Below are 18,884 nucleotides of genomic sequence, written 5' to 3' on the forward strand. Positions count from 1 at the left end.
GAGAATGGATATGACTAAAAAGAATAACAAAGGAAGCGCTAATCAAAGTAATCCAAAAACGCAGCACCACCTTGTAGAAATGGGTGAAGAAATTTCAAGCGGGGATAATTCAAAAGGAAACAAACGCAACAAAGATCAGTCAAGTAAAACACAATAAAAAAAGCCGTGCTTTTTAGCACGGCTTTTTTTATTAATGTTGGCTTGGAAGACCTAATGTTGAAAAATCTCCTGTTGCTACGCTTGTTCCAACTGAAGCAACACCTGCTACTAATGTAAACGCTAATGCCATACCGACTAATACTTTTTTCATAATTATTTCCTCCTCTTTCTTTGATTTGACTCTAGTGTATCACAGGATAAAAGTAGATGAATTCCTTTCTATCAGCATTTATCCCCTTAAAACCATGGATTTCCTCCATTTTGATAGAAATTTCTCAAAAATTATAATGATAGGAATATTTTAAACAAATAGAGCTTCAAGTTCTTTTTCTACTAGCTTGACGAATCGCTCGTTTCGCTGCAAGGTGAAAATGGTCATAGACTTTTCCATATATTCTTTACCTTGTTCAATTTTACCTAATTTAATTAAGCTCTCTCCTGCTTGGTAATGAAGTTCTCCAAATAAATACATTGATTCATTACTAATGCACAAATCGATTCCTCGATTGCTATATATTAATGATTCATCATAGTTACTCATATCTCCAAGCGTTTTGGCAAGTGCATTTAAAATTCTAATTTTTATATTTTCGTCTTTTGTTTGGGGCAGCTCATTTAAGCTTTTGAGTGCTGTTTGATATGTATCTAGAGCCTGTTCATACTCTTTCTCTTCATAAAGAATAATCCCAATGCTATTTAAAATTTCAATTTCTCTTTCTTTATAAAACGTTGCCGATTGCTTAGTAAGCTCGATCGCTTGGTACATTTTAGACAGCGCATCTTCTTTGTTGTGATGAATGTAATACACGCAAATACCTTCGTGCCACATTAAAAATTGCTTGTTCAGCGGATTTTGAAACAGGGGACTTTCTTTTTCTTTTACAATGATATTATGAATAGCATCATAATCTCTCTGACGAATATATTGACGAATTAACGATTGAACCGCATCTACGTAATCAAGTCGAGGTGATTCTACACTATCAAAAAAGTAGTTAACATCTACGCCAAGGCGCTTAGAAATTTTATAGAGGGTAATGCTTGATGGATATTCTTCACCGTTTTCAATTTTGCTTATTTGCGCTTGTGTACAAATGTCTCTTGATAATTCTTGTTGTGTCAACCCTGCCATTTTGCGAAGGTCTCTCATAACACTCCCAATTCTATACTCTCTCATCTCTTTTCTCACCCTTACTTTCACATAATATATTCTCTCTATAAACATATAGTGCTTTTATTTAGATAGTCAACTGTAAACACGTTAAAATTTTATACACTGTTTCGAAATCGACCATTCCCTATAATAGCAAATTAATCTATAATAGTAAAATAGTGTATTATTTCTCTTCTCTAAAAAATCCCACAAAAAAATGAGATTGAAATATAGCTACATCAATCCAATCTAAAGCCGAACAAATGGGATAAATGATCTGGACTACTTGCTACACCTCCGTTGATTTCCGTGCAAGACTTCGCTTCCCGCAGGAGTCTTTGCCTTGTCCTCCAATCAACTGCTAAAAGCACCTGCATACATGAAAGCTATGTTCACCATAACAGCAAAAAATCCGAACGATAAATCGTTCGGATCTTCCTTCAGCTAACATATTTTTGTTCCAGCCTCATTTACATTTTTTATTTATAAACAGGATATCCAACAAATTTAAAGTCTTTGCCGATTGAAGTGATAGAAAGACGCTCCACTTCCACTGCATCCCACATCTTTTCTACGCCTTTTCCTTCTAGGAAAGTAGGAGCTTCTTTTCCTCCTGAAAGCTTTGGTGCCATATACAGCACCAGTTTATCAATTAAACGGTTTTCTAGGAATGCGGCATTCACTTCGCCCCCTCCTTCAATTAAAAGAGACGACACAAATTTCTCACCTAGTATAGAAAGCATATCTTCAAGATTTACTTTGTCCTCACCGCTTGTGACAAATACTTCGACGCCTTGCTTTTCGAGCTGTTCTTTTTTTTCTTTTGAATGGCTCTGACTTGTAAATACCCACGTAGGGGCTAAAGAATCCGTTGCTAGCTTCGAATCAAGCGGCATGCGCAGCTTCGAATCCATTACAATGCGAACTGGACTTCGGCCACCTTCAATACGAGTTGTCAGCTCAGGGTTGTCCTTAATAACCGTGTTCACCCCTACTAAGATACCCGCTGTTTCATGACGCAGCTGATGTACATCCAAGCGAGCTTCCTCAGACGTAATCCACTTGCTGTGGGAAGAAGCAGTTGCTATTTTACCGTCTAACGTAATCGCTGATTTTAACGAAACAAACGGCTTCTTCGTTACAATATACTTATTGAAGACCTCATTCATTTGACGTGACTCTTCTTCACATACACCTGTTATGACCTCAATGCCTGCGTTTTCTAAAATGTTAACTCCATTACCTGCTACTAAAGGATTTGGGTCTAAAGTTGCTATGACCACTTTTTTTACACCGGCTTCAACCAGCGCTTCAGCACAAGGACCTGTGCGTCCATGGTGTGAACAAGGCTCTAGCGTTACGTAAGCAGTCGCTCCTTTTGCTTGCTCACCAGCCATTCGCAGCGCATGAATTTCAGCGTGCGGCTCTCCCGCTTTTAAATGCGTACCAATTCCAACGATTCGATTATCGTTTACAATGACCGATCCTACAAGCGGATTTGGCTCTGTTTGTCCTTTTGTTGCTTTTGCGTTTTGTAAAGCTATATTCATATAAAATTCGTGATTGATCAAAGAAGAACCTCCTCTTTTAAGTGTCCTGAACGTTTAACTTTAGTATCTAAATACTTTTCATTAAACTGAGATACATCTCCCCAAAGTGGAACGCGCCCTGATAAAAGTGCGCCGTTTTTCTCAAGCGCGATTAGCTTTTTCGGATTATTCGTAATCAACGTAACAGGTTTTTGACGCAGCACTTTTAACACGCTGATGGCATCACTATAGCTGCGAGTATCATCTTCAAATCCTAACCCTTCATTCGCCTCTACCGTATCAAATCCGTTTTCTTGAAGAACGTATGCCATTGCTTTGCTGAATAGGCCAATGCCACGTCCTTCATGATTTGCTAAATAAAATAGCGCTCCGCTTCCATTTTCGACGATCATTTTCATCGATTGTTTTAATTGAAAACCGCAGTCGCAGCGTTTGCTTCCGAATATATCTCCCGTATGGCAGATACTGTGCATACGAATGAGTGCCTCATGCGATTCTTGAAAATCTCCGTACACAAGAACACTCGATTGCTGCATGTCAGCTAAATTAGCTCCTTGCATTTTTTCAATAAGCTCTTCCGTGCTTAAAGATCCTTCTTTTACATTATCAGAACGCAACCATGAATACCAACTAAATACTTGTGTCTCTCCATCAAGATTTACCGGAAGCGTGATAGGTCCTACTATATAAATAAAATGATCATCATTTTTTACTACGTTAATTTTATCTTTTAAAATTGAAACAACTTTTTCGTTAATCACAGTCATTTCCTCCTCTTATGTGTCTTTCACTTATCTACTATTTTCACATTGTGTTCAATCTCTCACATGAACAAATATTTTTTCTAGCACTTCACTACATTTATCTTTTTTAATTGATGTATCAGCTTACTAAAAGTAAGTAACTTTACTTGCTTAAAGTATTATATGACGATACATTTATCTTGTAAAGCTTTTATGCTCTATTTGTTACTTTTAGTAATTAACTTCCTTAATTATATAAATTATATAATTAAAATATAAAAACGTAAAGTAATTTATATGCTTTAAGTAATTAAATTACATAACACTAGATAAAATACTGACTTTGTTTTATAATATAGGAAGAGAATGGAGGTAATAACATGGACGGTTTAGCACTCTGCCCACGTTTTGAAAAGGCTGTTACTATACTAACGAAACGTTGGACGAGTTTGATCATTTTTCAGCTGCTTTCGGGCTCACAGCGGTTTTCTCAAATGCAAGAAGCACTTCCCGTAAGCGGAAGGCTCTTATCCGAGCGCTTAAAAGAATTGGAGCATGAAGGAATCGTCATTCGTACGGTTATTCCGGAAACTCCTGTTCGAATTGAGTATTCGCTATCCGACAAAGGATTAGCACTGGCGCCGGTAATTCAGGAAATTCAGACATGGTCCAGTGAGTGGATTACAAAAGAAGAAGTGGAATAAAAGAAATCTCTAAAGAAATCAGGAGGGCTTCTATGTCGATATGCTCACAGCCGTTTTCTTTAGAGCTCCATAAATAAAAAAGGCATGCTCCCCTTGAGCACGCCTTTTTTTATTTATGTTATTTTCCTAATGATTCATTTTGAGAAATAATGCGCTGTTTCTGGTTTTTTCGGCCGTGCAATACAAGGTATACTGCTATAGCTAAAAGAGCAACAATGGAACAGAATACATACATTCCTTTATACCCGGCTACTGTGGATAAAATGCCTAATAAAAAGGACCCTAAGCCCATTCCAGAGTCAAAAAACACAAAAAACGTAGCTGTGGCGACACCTCGGCGATGAGGAGAAGCTTTTTTTACAGCAATGGATTGAAAACTTGATGTAATCGTTCCAAAGCCTAATCCAATCAATGCTCCAGCTAATAAAAATACCCAGCTTGTTGTCGCTTGGCTAAGCAAAAAGATACCGATAGCTAAAGATAAAATGGACGGATATACCACGCTGTTTTCTCCGTATTGATCAAACCATTTTCCAGTAAAAGGTCTAGAAGCTAATAAGCACACCGCGTATACAACAAAGAAAAAGCTTGAAGCTTGCGTAAAGCCCATTTCTTTTGCATAAATAGACACAAACGAAATAACACTTGCATATGAAAAAGCTACCACAAGGCCAGCAACAGAAATAGGCAGCGAACGGTATTCAAAAAACGCCGCAAGACCTTTAGCTGGCTGTATTTCATTTGTTGCAGAAGAAGCTTGCACCTCAGGTACACAAAGTACTAGACTGCATAATACTGCTAAAACAGAAGATACAACCGCAACGGTAAAAACCGCTGTATGACCCAAAGTATTTGTTAACGTTAAGCCTACAAACGGACCTACTACCATTGCTAAATTCATAAACGTCGCATAGTACCCCATCCCTTCTCCTTTTCTACGCTCTGGGATTACATTTGCAACAATTGCTCCTGTAGCAGTTGTGCTCATTCCAAAACCAATACCATGAAGCACACGCAGCAGCAGCAGCGCAGATAATGAGTGAATATTCATATATAAAATAGAACCAATTAAAAAGATAAAGACACCTATCAATAGGACTTTCTTTTGTCCTAATGTTGTCATCCACTTACCGGCTAGCGGTCTGAACACAATACCGGACACTAAAAAGATTGTCACAATTAGCCCTAGGCTTTGCTTACTTGCATGAAGTTCATCCGTTGCAAACAGCGGCAATGTGACAGTTAACATATAAAAAATGACAAAAACAAAAAAGCTAGTCAATGAGACCGCTAAAAAATCTTTTGTCCATAATTTCGATTTCTGCATTATTTTCCTCCTTTTATTTGTTTATTCGTATCAATTTATTAAAACAAACTAAATCATAGTCTAGAAATAATATGTATACGAATTATCTCAACTCAAACTATTATAGGGTTCATATATGTAAGTGTCAACATGTATTTATCGATTTTGATTTCCGTGCAAGGCTTCGCTTTTCACGCATGAATCTTCTCCTTTCCTCCAATCAACTGCTAGAAAGACCTACGCACATGAAACCTGCGTTTACCACAAAAAAACAAACCATGAATCGCACACTTTGATTCATAGTTCGTTTTTCACTTCGTTTAATATTCTTTTGTCCTAGCCTCTTTTAGAACCTTCACTTCTTTAAATGAGAAATAATTTGATCCGTTACTTCACTAGTAGTTGCGCTGCCTCCAACATCTGGTGTAATGATGCCTGATTTCGTCACTTGTTCAATAACCTCTAACAAATGACTGCCTAATTCCTGTTCACCAAAATGATCCAACATCATTTTTGCCGTCCAAATCTGTCCGATTGGGTTTGCAATTCCTTTTCCGACAATATCAGGTGCAGACCCGTGCACCGGTTCAAACATCGAAGGATATTTTCCGTTCACATTAATATTTGCAGCAGGAGCAACGCCAATACTCCCCATAATAGCAGCTCCGATATCTGTTAAAATATCTCCAAATAAATTGCTTGCCACAATGACATCAAAACGACTTGGATTTGTGACGAAAAAAGCCGCCAGCGCATCGATGTGCTGTGAGTCTGTTTCAATATGAGGATAACTCTTTGCAACATCTTGAAACACTTCGTCCCAAAACGGCATGGAATGAACAATTCCATTTGACTTCGTTGCGCTTGTAACCCTTGCTTTTCTTTTAGAAGCTAATTCAAATGCATAGCGCATCGCTCGTGCTGTTCCTTTTCGAGAAAAAACCGCATTTTGAATCGAAATTTGATCTTCTCCTTGATAAATCCGGCCTCCTACTTCACTGTATTCCCCTTCACTATTTTCACGAACAACGATTAAATCAAAGTCTTTTGGGTTCGTTAGTGGAGATGCGATGCCTTTTAGCCTCTTGGCCGGACGAATATTAATTACCTGCTGAAATTCTCGACGAATCTTAATGAGCAAACCCCATAGCGACACGTGGTCTGGCACAAGATTTAAATTTCCTACGGCTCCTAAAAAAATCCCGTCAAAGTCTTGAAGCTGCTTTAGCCCATCTTCAGGCATCATTTGTCCATACTTCAAATAATAATCACAGCTCCAAGGAAATTCTGTAAATTCAAATTTTAATCCCCCGTGAATATCTGCAATCGTATGAAGAACTCTAACCGCCGCTGGAACAACTTCTTTCCCTACTCCATCTCCTGGTATATTCGCTATTTTTAACGTTTTCATCAAAAGTCCCCCTGCGTCTTTTTATATAGATCTATACACAATACCTCATGCATTATACTCTTTTGATTATACGCAGGGAAAATAATCATCTCAAGAAAATTCAGAATATATAAGCTATAAAAAAGACATCCCTCAAAGAGATGTCTTTTTCAAATCGGCAAAAACACTCCAGGCGCTTCCCCATGCTCATCGTCATCGAGCCACCATTTAAAGCCTTCTTGTGCAACTAATTTCCGCGCTTCTACAGGGCCTTGTGAACCGGATGGATATTCGTAAAGCGGCAGCATATCAGCTTCAAATGCATCTAATACAGGCTGCACCCACTGCCAAGATAGCTCTACTTCTTTCCAATGAGCGAAAAATGTAGAGTCGCTGATTAATGCATCATAAATGATTCGTTCATATGCTTCCGGCACACTTTCTTCTTCTCTTGAAAACGTAATACGAACCGGCTCAATAACACCATTTTTTAATGGGTTTTTGCTGTTAAGCTGCAAAGCGACGTTTTCGCTTGGGCTAATTTCAATAATAAATAAGTTTGGTGCTACTTGATCATAAGGAGTTTCATACAGACCTTTTAAAGAATCTTTAAATTCTACGACGATACGAGTTGATTTTTCTTTCATTCGTTTACCCGTTCGAATGTAAAAAGGAACTCCTTTCCAAAATGGATTATCAATCCACAAACGCGCTGCTACGAACGTGTCATTTTTAGAGTTTGCTTCTACGCCGGGCTCTTCTTTGTATCCTTTAACAGATTTGTGATCAATTTCTCCGCTTCCGTATTGTCCTCGTACAACATCGCGAGCTACTTCTTCCGCTGGAATTTTCCTCAGTGACTCCATTACTTTTTGCTTTTCTTCTAAAATGTTTTCTGAGCAAATTCTTTTTGGAAGATGCATGGCTGTCATCATGAGAACCTGTAGCATATGATTTTGAATCATGTCGCGTATGGCCCCCGTATGATCATAATACCCGGCACGATTTTCAACACCGACTGTTTCACTTGCCGTAATCTGGACATTTGCAATGTGTTTGTTATTCCACAGGGATTGCAGTACGGGGTTCGTAAATTCAAGCGCTTCTAAATTTTGCACCATCGGTTTACCTAAATAATGATCAATTCGATAAATTTCTTCTTCTTTAAACGTACTGCTTAGCTTTTCATTAAGCTCTCTTGCTGAAGCAAGATCATGTCCAAACGGCTTTTCAATCATAAGACGCTTCCAGCCGCCGGTTTGATCCAAGCCGCTTTTTTTTATATGCAGAGCAATTACATCAAAGTATTCTGGTGCTACAGACAAATAAAATAAGCGATTCCCTTCACTTCCTTGATTTGTTTCTTGCTCATCCACAACCTTTAATAGCTTTTTGTAATCTTCTGTTTTGCTTGCGTCTACTGCTTGATAATGAAACAGCGACAAAAAATCTTCCTCGTTACTTTCCATTTTCCGTCTCGAAAAATCGTTTATAGATTGCTTTACACGCTCTTTAAAATCCTCATGAGATAGCTGCTCGTACCCTGATCCAATAATAGAAATAGCATCAGGGAGCTTTTTGTCTGTAAATAAATTATAAAGAGCAGGAAAGATTTTTCTTTTTGCCAAATCACCCGTTGCGCCAAATAAAACAAAAGTTAAGGACTCCACGTTTTTTCCTCCCGTCAGGTTGTATGTATGATAGATTTTCTCTTCTCCTAGCTTACCTCCGTTTATTTGGGAATATCCTTTTTTCATCAAAAAGGACGCTCACAAATGCGAGCGTCCTTTGTTATTCACATTAAAATATTTGTCATTCCCCACAGTAGCAAAAAGCTCAGCAGAATCGTCATATTTGAAACGGTGCCGACAAATTTTTGATCGTATTTGAATTCTACTGCGTAAGGTAAAACGGATCCCGCTACGGGTAGAATGAAGCAAACCAAGATTGTATACCGGAACATATCTTCAAATGGTAGCAAGAAAAACAGCGCAATTCCTACGCCAAGTCCAATCACGTAGCGAATGCTTAAAAACATGATAATTTTTTTCAAGTAGCTTTTTTGGAACGAAAAATTTAAATATACGCCTAAAAGCAAAAGAGAAAGCGGCATATTCGCTTTGGAGATAATGCCTGAAACGTCTAATACGTATGATGGTAAATGAATGCCTATAATCGCAAGAAGACAAATGATTACATAGGTAAGAAGCGGCATTGATTTTAATACTTTATATAAAATCTTTTTAAATTCAATGTCAATATCATCCCCAGAGTAGTAGCTGCCAATTACATAGCATAAAACAAAAATAACAAAGGCATTCCCGACATCAAACATACCGAAGTATTTAAGCCCTTCTTTTCCCCAAATGCCTTCTACTAATGGATAAGCAAACATTCCAATATTAAACCCTGGAATCATCATCGTCAGCATGCCTTTCACTTTTCGCTCATCTTTTCGAAAAACAAAAATTCCGACAGCAGCTAACAGCAAGCCATAGACAATCCCAATAACTAATAGTAAAATAAGCGATCCATCAATTTTAATACTGCTGAATGTAACAATAATCAAGCAAGGCATTGTAATATTAAAAATAATTCTTGCTAAAGCTTCCCCGTCTTTTTGCTGAAGGAGGTTTGTTCGTTTTAGTATGTATCCTAATAGAATAATTGTAATGGAATACAAAAACTGACTGTTAAAGCTGCTCATAGACCTACTCCCTTAACCTCTTTTATACTTATTTAATCGATTGTTTTACCCTGTCTTTTTTAATCCTTGTTTCATTATAATATAAGCAGCTTAAAAAGAAACTAGAGAATTGGATGCAGTTTACCTGCTTTTCGGGCAACAACAGCTTAGAAACAAGCGCAAAAATTTTCTTCTAAATTGATTTTAAAACAGGACATTTTTCTTTTTTATGGAATTTACTTAAAAGGTATGAGTATTTTCATGAGGAGGAAGAAACGTGAAACGAAAAATGATAGCGCTTACTTTTTCTGCTGCTCTTTGTTTTTCAGCTTCAGGATCTCTTGCTGAAGCTGCTAACAAAACAGATGTCATTCCAAATGCTGATCAGTCAGCAGAAACCTATTTTGACGGAGCGAACGGGAATTGGCTGACGACTAAAAACCCGGCTCAATATCAGCAGGCTACGCTCTATGGAAACATCGGGCTTACTCCTTATAACTGGGGAAAAGCTGAAAGTGAATCAGGCTGGTATCGAATCAATCAGCCCGCTGCGGTTAAAGGAACGCAAGTAAATGGAATTTTTGAAGACGCTCAGTTCGTCATCCGTGTTCCTGATAACTGGAATGGAAAACTTGTGGTAGCCGGCATTCCTGCTACGCGCAACGAAACGTCCACCGATTTATTGTTCAGCGATTACGTTCTTAAAAAAGGCTATGCGTTTGCCGCGATTGATAAAGGAACGCAAGGGGAAAGTGACCCTAACGATCCTTTTGCTAAAGTAAAAAATGCGCTTGCTAGCGATGACGACAGCGTAGCAGAATGGAATATGCGCTATCGTCAAATGACAAAAGCAGCACAGCAATATCTGACTACTCATTACTCAGACAAACTAATCAGTCCGTCTAATCGAAAAAACCCTGCAAGCGATTTGATTCGCAACGATCATAAAGTACCCACGTATGCAATTGGGATTTCAAACGGCGGATACGTTGTCAGATATGCACTTGAACACGACGATCCAAAACAAACCAAAGAGCCTCGTTTATTTGATGGAGGTGTTGATTGGGAAGGCGTATTGTGGAGTGCAAAAGCGCCAAATTTAATCAGCTCACTAACACCTGTTGTAAACAACGCAGAAGAAGCGCTGTACGGAACGGGAAAAGAGCAGAAAAAAGCTATGAAACAAATGTATAAAGCCGGCCTTCCGAAAGGATCAGAAAAATTGTGGAGTTATCATGATCAAGTGTACTGGGCGGTCACTTTAAACATTTACCGTGACCATTTTGATCCGACAGCTCCAGGAAGAACAAACTGGCACAACTATTTAAACTTTACTTCATCAGGCCTACGAGACCGTTCATGGGACTACATCTTTGCAAATTATCGCTATCAAACCCGTCCAAAAAGCGTAAAAGAAAATGTAGCGAAAGTAGAAAATACAGGTGATATTGATGTGCCTCTTATTAGTATGACCGGCTCTCTCGACTCACTTATCTTCCCGTCTATTCACGCCGACGGCTATGAAAAACTCGTTAAAAAAGCTGGCAAGGCAAATCTTCATCGCCTTTATACTGTGAAAAACGGAAATCACGTTGACAGCTTAGTATGGAATAAACAAACCGACCCAAATCAAGAGCTTCAGCCCCTGCTTCCATATGCTCATCAATCTTTTGATTTGTTAGTAGACTGGGTAGAAAATAAAAAAGCAGCGCCTGCAAGTAAAGATATTAAAGCACCTCAAAATAACCTTAAAGTAATCGACATAAAATCCGGGGAAGAAGTAGATCCTCGCTGAGGTTGAGATATAACGAAGTGAATCCAGCCTAAAGACGAACAAATGAGATACATGAGCTGGACTGCTTGTGACACCGCAGTTGATTTCCGTACAAGGCTTCGCTTTCCGCGGGCGGCCGCTGAACCTCCTCGTCGCTTGCGCTCCTGCGGGGTCTCACCTAATCCGCTTTTCTCGCAGGAGTCTTCACCTTGCCCTCAATCAACTGCTAAAAGGAACGAAACGGATAAAACTATATTTACCATCACAAAAAAATGAACCACTAATCAAACATGTTGATTAGTGGTTCGTTTTTCACTTGGGCTAAAATACGTTTGTCCTAGCCTCAGTCTTCATAATAATCAAGATACAGATGACCAGCTGAGTCCGCTTGCCCTAAAAATACCTTATCGACTGCGGCACCTTTCTTTTCAAGCTGTTCTTTAACCCACGCTACGCTATACCCTAGCTCATGAACGGCTTCTTTCATTATATTTCCGTCCATAATAATTGTTTGAGGTAATTTTGTATGTTCTCCTTTCAACGATAAATCTTCCCGCTTAACGTTCTGCTTTTCTTTTTTTAACAGCACGCTTAATTCGCCGTTTGTTTCCAGCATAGCAAAAGCGACGTCTTCCACATAAAAGATGTCTTTTTTGCGAAGCTGCTCCATGAGCTCATCTACTGTATATTTTTCTTTTTTCACATTTTCCTCAAGGATTTTTCCTTCTTTAATGAGGATCGTTGTCGTCCCTTCCACCGCTTTTCGAAAGCTTATACTTTTTAACGATACGTTTGACACAACAATAAGAAATGATGCCCAAACCAAAATTGCTACTACCCCGTGACTTGCCTGTAAATCTACATCCATTGAAATTGTTCCTGCAATATCTCCAATTGTAATGCCAACGATATATTCAAAAAAAGAAAGTTTGGATAACTGTTTTTTCCCTAACAGCTTTGTAATAAAAAACAAGCCAAGTAAAATCAGCACTGAACGAAGTACTACTTCCATCCAATGATTCAACGCATGCACCTTCTTTACTAAAATTGATGTATCTTTTATTTTGTGCATATTTGTATGTATCAAAGCAGATTTTCATCTTCCATTATTTACATACCTTTCACGGCAGGTTAGAGTAGAAAGAAGTAGGAAACAAATTGGGGGACTTATGATGAACGATGAAGTGTTAACCATATTTAACAACCAACAGGAGCGCATAGGAAAAGCGTCTCGCAAAGAAGTTCACGAAAAAGGCTATTGGCACGAAGCGTTTCACTGCTGGTTTGTCAGCCGCGAAAATGATATAGACTATATTTATTTCCAAATTCGCAGCGAGCAAAAACAAGATTACCCCGGTGCGCTGGATATCACAGCTGCCGGACATTTGCTTCATACAGAAACCGCTGAGGACGGAGTAAGAGAAATTCACGAAGAGCTCGGCGTCAACATTTCATTTGATGAATTGCTTCCTTTAGATGTCTTTAAATACGAAGTATCTCAGCCACACTATATTGATAAAGAATTCGCACACGTATTTTTATACTACAGCTCTCACCCTCTTAGTGCTTTTATTTTGCAGCAAGAAGAAGTATCAGGACTTGTAAAAGCGCCGTTTTCTCACTTTTGCGAACTGTGGCTTGGAAATCAAACAGAACTGATCATTGAAGGGATAACAAATAAAAAAGAGCCAATTCACCGTACAGCACATAAAAGTGAATTCGCTCCCCATCCCGAAGATTACTATAAAACGATTATTGCATGTATTAGTCAGCAGCTGCATTCAGCAGAAAAAGCTTAGAACTCTAAGCTTTTTCTGCTGAGAAAACCATGTATGTTGCACTGCCAAGCGCAACAAGCTTGCCGCTGCTGTCTTCAATTTTCACTTCTCCAACAGCGAGCGTTTTGCCGCGGTGAGACAGTGTAGACTTTGCAACTAAATAATCGCCTATTCCTGGTCTTGTGTAGTTTACTTTTAACTCAACTGTACTGGCACTTTCCTCCTCAGAAAGAGAAGACCGCACAGCTGAACCAACCGCCGCGTCGATAAGCGTGGCAATAACGCCTCCATGAACCGTTCCTCTTCCCTGCAGAAGCTGCGGCTGAATCGTGATTTTTAACTCCGCATATCCTTTTTCAAGCAGCGTTTCTTCAATGCCAATATAATCCCAAAACGGAATCATCCCTTTACTCGTTCGTTTCATCAATCTCATCCTTTACATAAATAAGCTATGTAAGAAATTCTAGAAAAGCTGGAGAAATCCTGTTTCTTCACATGCAAAAAGCGCTTGCTCTTTAGCAAACGCTTTTTATCCCTCTACTTTTCAAATAAAAACTGCACTTTGTTTTCTTTCCATTCTAACTTGGCATTAAAGGTCTTATCGCCTTTTTTAAAGCCTTCAATCAAGTCTGTCTGCCCTTCGCTTAACAGTTTTTTTAAATTAGCCTGCGTGACTGTTTTACCTAAAATCTTTTTCGATACGGTAAATGTACATTTTGTTTTTGCATAGTTTGAGCATCCGTAAAATGAACCTTTATCGACTACTTTTCCGTCGCAAAGCTTACATGAACCAAACGATTTAGAAGAAAAGCTTTTACCTTTGCCCTTGCCTTTTCGCTGAATGGATTCAGTGTCATATCCACTGAAGTTCCACTTGCTTTCTGCTTCGACAGCGTCTTCGATAATTTTAGCTGACAGCTTCTTTGTTTGTTCCATAAAGGCAGCAGCTGATGCTGCTCCTTCTCCAATTTCAGCTAAACGCTGCTCCCACTTAGCCGTCATTTCTGGAGAAGCTAAAATTTTATCGCCAATCGCGTCAATCAATACCTTTCCTTTATCAGTCGCAAATACTTGGTTTTTTTTCACATCAATATATTTACGGTCTTTAAGCATTGTAATGATTCCAGCGCGCGTAGCTTCCGTCCCTAACCCTTCTGATTTTGCTAAAATTTTCTCCAGCTCATCATTATCTAAATGCTTACCAGCTGTCTTCATCAGTGTAATCAACTGACCTTCGGTGTAGCGTTTTGGAGGCTGTGTTTTACCTTCTTTTACGTCTACTTTAATAACTTTTCCTTCTTCGCCTTCTTGAACATTAGGAAGAATAACGTCGTCATCTTTCTCATTTTGAAAAATTACTTTGCGCCAGCCTTCTTGAATTTGCTGCTTTCCTTTTGAAATAAAAGCTGCTCGCTTTTCCACAAGTGTCGTAATCGTTGTGTAGTCGAAAATCGCTTTTTCGTAGTGTGCGGCAATTAGCCGTCTTACGACTAAGTCGTAAATTTTCTGTTCATCTCCTGACAGTTTACTAGGGTCCTTCACTTGTTCCGTCGGAATAATCGCATAGTGATCGCTTACTTTTTTTGCATTTACATAGCGTTTATTTCCTAGAATTGAAGAGTAAGGAAGCGGAAATAAATGTTCGTATTCAGAAAAAGCACTCAGCTTTTCTAAAATCTCAGGAAACGTTTCTGCTTCACCTTCTGTTACGTAGTTTGAGTCTGATCTCGGATAAGAAACAATTCCCTTCTGGTACAGCCCTTGCAGCACATCAAGCGTCTTTTTAGGAGAAAACTTAAACGCTTTATTCGCGGTTGCTTGAAGTGATGATAGGTTAAATAACAAAGGCGGCTGGAACTCTTTTCGCTCCGTTACGAGTTCATGAACTTCCGCGTCTTTTCCTTCGCAAAATTGAGCAATTTTATACGCCATTTCTTTTTCTTTAAGACGCGACTCTCCGTCTTGATGCCATTTGCCTTCATACTTCTTTCCTTCAATATCAAACTTAGCAAGGACTTCCCAAAAAGGCTCTGATTTAAAGTTATCAATTTCTTTTTCACGCTTTACGATCAAAGCAAGCGTTGGTGTCTGCACGCGTCCTGCTGAAAAAACATCTGACATGCCATGCTTTTTTAACAAGATGCTATACACGCGTGAAGCATTCATCCCAACGACCCAATCCGCACATGCTCTTGTATATGCTTCATAATAAAGGTTGCGCGTGTCGCTTTCGTCTTTTAACTGTTGAAATCCATCATAAATGGCTTTTGGTGTTAAAGAAGAAATCCACAACCGTTTCATCGGCTTATGCACACCTGAGAGCTGGATGATATTACGGACGATTAATTCTCCTTCCCGCCCCGCATCTCCCGCATGTATAATTTCTGTGACCGTCGGCTTTTTAAGCAGCTTTTTTACCACTTGAAACTGCTTCGCTTTTGAGCGCGTCACTTCATATTGAAAACGGTCTGGAATCATCGGCAGCGTGTCAATTGACCACTTTTTCCACTCCGGCTTATAATCTTCCGGACTTACAAGCTGACATAAATGCCCTACTGCCCACGTTACATATGCTCCGTCTGTAAACACTTCATTCGGTGGAATCTCTAAATAGCCGTCGTGACGCTTCGGCTTAAACTGTGAAGCGAGCGTCGATCCTTGATCCGGCTTTTCTGCAATAATTAACTTCATGTATTTAATCACCTTACATTTCAAATTTCCATGTGAAACTTAGTCAGTTTTTTTATTTTATCATAGAAAGAGCTGTTGGAGTATGAATGAGGAGAAAAGTAGCTTAGATGAGAAATACGTATCTCATTTTAAAAACGTGTCGCTGTCCGTTATACCTTTTCAAAAAAAAGCTGTAGATCATTTTCTACAGCTTCGATACACACCTGAATTTTTCTGGCAACAGCCATTATCATATCGACTAAAACAAATCTCCTTTAGCACGCGTTATGAAATAATCACCAACCAAATATACAAACCAACAAGCGTAATAAACAAGGTCGGAATCGTTAAAATAATACCCGTTTTAAGATACGTTCCCCAAGAAATTTTCACGCCTTTTGTTGACAGAACATGAAGCCATAAAAGCGTCGCTAAAGAGCCTATTGGGGTAATCTTCGGGCCTAAATCTGATCCAATAACATTTGCATAAATGAGCGCTTCCTTGATCGTTCCGGCTGCGTGTGTTGCATCGATTGCCAGTGCATCAATCATAACGGTTGGCATATTGTTCATAATCGATGAAAGAATAGCCGCAGTGAATCCCATACCAATTGTTGCTGCAAACAGTCCATGGCTGGCTGTTGCTTGGATCACGTCAGCCAGAATTTCTGTTAAACCAGCATTACGCAAGCCGTATACAACGACATACATGCCGATAGAGAAAAAGACAATCGCCCATGGAGCTCCCTTTAGCACTTTTTTTGTATGAACCGCTCGGCTTTTTTTTGCCATCATCAAAAACAGGATAGCGATAATACCTGCGATGATCGAAACAGGGACGCTAAAGAATTCTCCAATTAAATAGCCTAGTACTAACAAAACTAAGACAATTCCAGATAGCCGGAACATCTTTTCATCTTTGATGGCATCCACTGGCTTCTGCAAATTTGCTACATTGTATTTCTTAGGGATTCTTTTGCGGAAATACACATACAAGACCATAATACTCGCAAACAGAGAAACCAAATCTGGAACAATCATGCGGGATGCAAATTCAGAAAAGCTAATACCAAAGAAGTCGGCCGATACGATATTCACTAAGTTACTAACAACAAGCGGCAGCGAAGTTGTATCCGCAATAAATCCACTTGCGATAATAAACGGAAAAACCATTTTTTCGTCGAACTTTAATGCTCGAACCATGGCTAAAACAATGGGTGTTAAAATCAACGCTGCTCCGTCATTAGCAAATAGCGCTGCTACAACGGCTCCAAGAAGAGATACGTAGACAAACATACGCACGCCATTCCCTCCTGCAGCTCTAGCCATATGAAGCGCTGCCCATTCAAAGAAACCAATTTCATCTAAAATTAAAGAAATAATAATAATAGCAATAAATGTAAGAGTCGCATTCCACACAATGCTCGTTACCTCAAGCACGTCTTGAAAATCAACAACGCCTGCCAGTAAAGCAAGAATAGCTCCCCCGCAAGCCGACCAGCCGATTGATAAATTCTTCGGCTGCCAAATGACAAAAATTAATGTTACTAAAAAAATCAATGATGCTAGTACAACTGATGCCACTTTTTAAACCTCCAATTATTCACAACAACTAATACGCAGTCCTTGTTTTTCTAGCTCTTTTAAACGTTCGTCCTGACTTGGTACAGATTCAAGTATACCCAGAACAAATTTATAGTACTGGCTTTCCTTATTAAGAGAATAAAAAACCCATTGCCCTTTTCTTCTTTCCTTCACAAGCTCAGCATCTCTTAATTTTCGTAAATGTTGACTAATTGAAGGTTGGCTAGCTTGATAGATATCTACGAACTCACACACACAGCATTCATTGTTCTCTATTAATTTCACCATCGAAAGCCTTGTTTTATCTCCCAGTAATTTTAAGATTTGGGCTGCCTTTTCAGTACTATCTATAGATTTTGTTCTCATTACTGAATACCTCCTACTCCCTTTCAGTTGATAGATAATAATGTGCTTATGTATTAGTGCTTCATTACTATAATTGATTTCTAACTGATTTACAATTTTTTAGTGAACTAAAAGTGATTTAGTAGTTGTTTCAGGATTTGATTTAAAAAAATTATTTTTCCCTACTAATTTAAGTCAAATCTAGCATACGATAATATAGATGTGTTTTCTCGTAAAAATGCTACTAATGTCCTTGGACAAACATACATACTTATTTTGTCTATCTGAATAAAATATAGAGAAAAATAAGAAAGGATGATTACGATTAAAAAACATTATTCCTATTATAATCCGCAAGATGGTAAATATTATGTAGACAAGCCTTACTCTCTTAGAGACAATAAAGTATCCCCCTCTGCTTCCCCTAAAATCCCTTTAAAAAATACAGCCGATAGAGCTTATAAAATCCCTGTATTCCTCAGCCATCCTTCTATGCTTAATACTACTCAAACAAGATTTCTTAATCGTTTAATTGATGAAATTGAACGTGCTCTTCTTTTCCCTCGTACGCTGCCTGATACGGAGCAATATCCTAATAAAACGATTACAAGCGTTCGCAGAATGATTCTCTCTAGCTATGGGTTGATTGCGGTAAATATGCAACAAGTCTTCGCCAATTATACCATGACAAATATTCCCGGCGGTACACCTCCACCACCATCATGGGAAGGTGCTCCGTTTTTACAAATAGAGCCAAGCATGGGTTACCAACGAGGCCTGCCTTTACTTCTTATCAAAGAATCAGGTGTCAATAGTATAGGCGTATGGAATCCATCAGTAGTTCCGTTCTTTATCATTGAATGGGATTCTTCAAAGCCGCTTGATGAGTTTTTTAACCGTGTTGAATGGAGAGAAATATTTCAAAACTGGATAGCTCAAGTGCGAAATGGCTACTTTATTCAAACACAGCCTTCCTATCGATACGGCCCGGATGATCTATAGAAAGAGTCTCAACCGAAAAGCACTTTCGAAAGCTATTTCT

General features: G+C 38.8%; 17 protein-coding genes and 1 pseudogene. 5 read left to right on the forward strand and 13 right to left on the reverse strand.

Features of this window, described 5'->3' with window-relative positions; genetic code table 11:
- The first annotated feature begins 10 nt into the window (after positions 1-10).
- The gene (locus ACO1DI_RS19520) at positions 11-157 is read left to right on the forward strand and encodes a hypothetical protein (RefSeq protein WP_013056671.1); all 147 of its coding nucleotides are present in this window, start codon (positions 11-13) and stop codon (positions 155-157) included.
- A 303-nt stretch (positions 158-460) separates the two neighbouring features.
- On the opposite strand, the gene ACO1DI_RS19525 is transcribed toward ACO1DI_RS19520, so the two are convergent.
- The 3 genes from ACO1DI_RS19525 to ACO1DI_RS19535 all read right to left on the reverse strand — a co-directional run bounded on the left by ACO1DI_RS19525 (position 461) and on the right by ACO1DI_RS19535 (position 3,623).
- Entirely contained in the window at positions 461-1,336 is an 876-nt protein-coding gene (locus ACO1DI_RS19525) for a helix-turn-helix domain-containing protein (RefSeq protein ID WP_014460489.1), read from the reverse strand.
- Positions 1,337-1,791: 455 nt separating this feature from the next.
- Complete coding sequence (gene ribD / locus ACO1DI_RS19530) at positions 1,792-2,883, reverse strand: bifunctional diaminohydroxyphosphoribosylaminopyrimidine deaminase/5-amino-6-(5-phosphoribosylamino)uracil reductase RibD (RefSeq protein WP_226556216.1); 1,092 nt, start codon at positions 2,881-2,883, stop codon at positions 1,792-1,794.
- Positions 2,880-3,623, reverse strand: coding sequence for a GTP cyclohydrolase II (locus ACO1DI_RS19535; RefSeq protein WP_013056667.1), 744 nt, complete (start codon positions 3,621-3,623; stop codon positions 2,880-2,882). The genes ribD and ACO1DI_RS19535 overlap by 4 nt, the downstream gene beginning before the upstream one ends.
- Positions 3,624-3,985: 362 nt before the next feature.
- Here ACO1DI_RS19535 and ACO1DI_RS19540 point away from each other — a divergent pair, with 362 nt between their 5' ends.
- Complete coding sequence (locus ACO1DI_RS19540) at positions 3,986-4,309, forward strand: winged helix-turn-helix transcriptional regulator (RefSeq protein ID WP_014460492.1); 324 nt, start codon at positions 3,986-3,988, stop codon at positions 4,307-4,309.
- A gap of 118 nt (positions 4,310-4,427) precedes the next feature.
- On the opposite strand, the gene ACO1DI_RS19545 is transcribed toward ACO1DI_RS19540, so the two are convergent.
- The 4 genes from ACO1DI_RS19545 to ACO1DI_RS19560 all read right to left on the reverse strand — a co-directional run bounded on the left by ACO1DI_RS19545 (position 4,428) and on the right by ACO1DI_RS19560 (position 9,712).
- Entirely contained in the window at positions 4,428-5,636 is a 1,209-nt protein-coding gene (locus ACO1DI_RS19545) for an MFS transporter (protein ID WP_115653672.1), read from the reverse strand.
- 334 nt (positions 5,637-5,970) lie between these two features.
- Positions 5,971-7,026, reverse strand: a complete 1,056-nt coding sequence (locus ACO1DI_RS19550; protein WP_406866835.1) for a tartrate dehydrogenase — start codon at positions 7,024-7,026, stop codon at positions 5,971-5,973.
- 149 nt (positions 7,027-7,175) lie between these two features.
- Positions 7,176-8,675, reverse strand: a complete 1,500-nt coding sequence (gene zwf / locus ACO1DI_RS19555; RefSeq protein WP_423145558.1) for a glucose-6-phosphate dehydrogenase — start codon at positions 8,673-8,675, stop codon at positions 7,176-7,178.
- A 125-nt stretch (positions 8,676-8,800) separates the two neighbouring features.
- Positions 8,801-9,712 (reverse strand): AEC family transporter, encoded by a 912-nt coding sequence (locus ACO1DI_RS19560; protein ID WP_014460496.1) that lies wholly within the window; start codon positions 9,710-9,712, stop codon positions 8,801-8,803.
- Positions 9,713-9,968: 256 nt separating this feature from the next.
- Here ACO1DI_RS19560 and ACO1DI_RS19565 point away from each other — a divergent pair, with 256 nt between their 5' ends.
- Positions 9,969-11,486, forward strand: a complete 1,518-nt coding sequence (locus ACO1DI_RS19565; protein ID WP_014460497.1) for a peptide chain release factor 2 — start codon at positions 9,969-9,971, stop codon at positions 11,484-11,486.
- Here ACO1DI_RS19565 and ACO1DI_RS19570 read toward each other — a convergent pair.
- Positions 11,429-11,680, reverse strand: a pseudogene (locus tag ACO1DI_RS19570) (hypothetical protein); the annotation flags it as partial. The gene ACO1DI_RS19565 and the pseudogene ACO1DI_RS19570 sit on opposite strands and share 58 nt — an antisense overlap.
- A gap of 128 nt (positions 11,681-11,808) precedes the next feature.
- Positions 11,809-12,537, reverse strand: coding sequence for a DUF421 domain-containing protein (locus tag ACO1DI_RS19575; protein ID WP_014460498.1), 729 nt, complete (start codon positions 12,535-12,537; stop codon positions 11,809-11,811).
- A 97-nt stretch (positions 12,538-12,634) separates the two neighbouring features.
- Between ACO1DI_RS19575 and ACO1DI_RS19580 the strand changes: the two genes are divergently transcribed.
- Positions 12,635-13,264, forward strand: coding sequence for an NUDIX hydrolase (locus ACO1DI_RS19580; protein WP_140450741.1), 630 nt, complete (start codon positions 12,635-12,637; stop codon positions 13,262-13,264).
- Between the two features lie 4 nt (positions 13,265-13,268).
- On the opposite strand, the gene ACO1DI_RS19585 is transcribed toward ACO1DI_RS19580, so the two are convergent.
- The 4 genes from ACO1DI_RS19585 to ACO1DI_RS19600 all read right to left on the reverse strand — a co-directional run bounded on the left by ACO1DI_RS19585 (position 13,269) and on the right by ACO1DI_RS19600 (position 17,863).
- Entirely contained in the window at positions 13,269-13,667 is a 399-nt protein-coding gene (locus ACO1DI_RS19585) for a PaaI family thioesterase (protein WP_057273022.1), read from the reverse strand.
- 113 nt (positions 13,668-13,780) lie between these two features.
- Positions 13,781-15,934 (reverse strand): DNA topoisomerase III, encoded by a 2,154-nt coding sequence (locus tag ACO1DI_RS19590; RefSeq protein ID WP_115653666.1) that lies wholly within the window; start codon positions 15,932-15,934, stop codon positions 13,781-13,783.
- 264 nt (positions 15,935-16,198) lie between these two features.
- Complete coding sequence (locus ACO1DI_RS19595) at positions 16,199-17,497, reverse strand: arsenical efflux pump membrane protein ArsB (RefSeq protein WP_014460502.1); 1,299 nt, start codon at positions 17,495-17,497, stop codon at positions 16,199-16,201.
- Positions 17,498-17,512: 15 nt separating this feature from the next.
- Complete coding sequence (locus ACO1DI_RS19600) at positions 17,513-17,863, reverse strand: ArsR/SmtB family transcription factor (protein WP_014460503.1); 351 nt, start codon at positions 17,861-17,863, stop codon at positions 17,513-17,515.
- Between the two features lie 471 nt (positions 17,864-18,334).
- Here ACO1DI_RS19600 and ACO1DI_RS19605 point away from each other — a divergent pair, with 471 nt between their 5' ends.
- A complete protein-coding gene (locus tag ACO1DI_RS19605; RefSeq protein WP_014460504.1) occupies positions 18,335-18,844 on the forward strand; it encodes a hypothetical protein in 510 nt (169 codons plus the stop codon).
- Positions 18,845-18,884: the final 40 nt, after the last annotated feature.

The organism is Priestia sp. 40, from assembly GCF_049368575.1.
GTDB classification, from domain to species: domain Bacteria; phylum Bacillota; class Bacilli; order Bacillales; family Bacillaceae_H; genus Priestia; species Priestia zanthoxyli.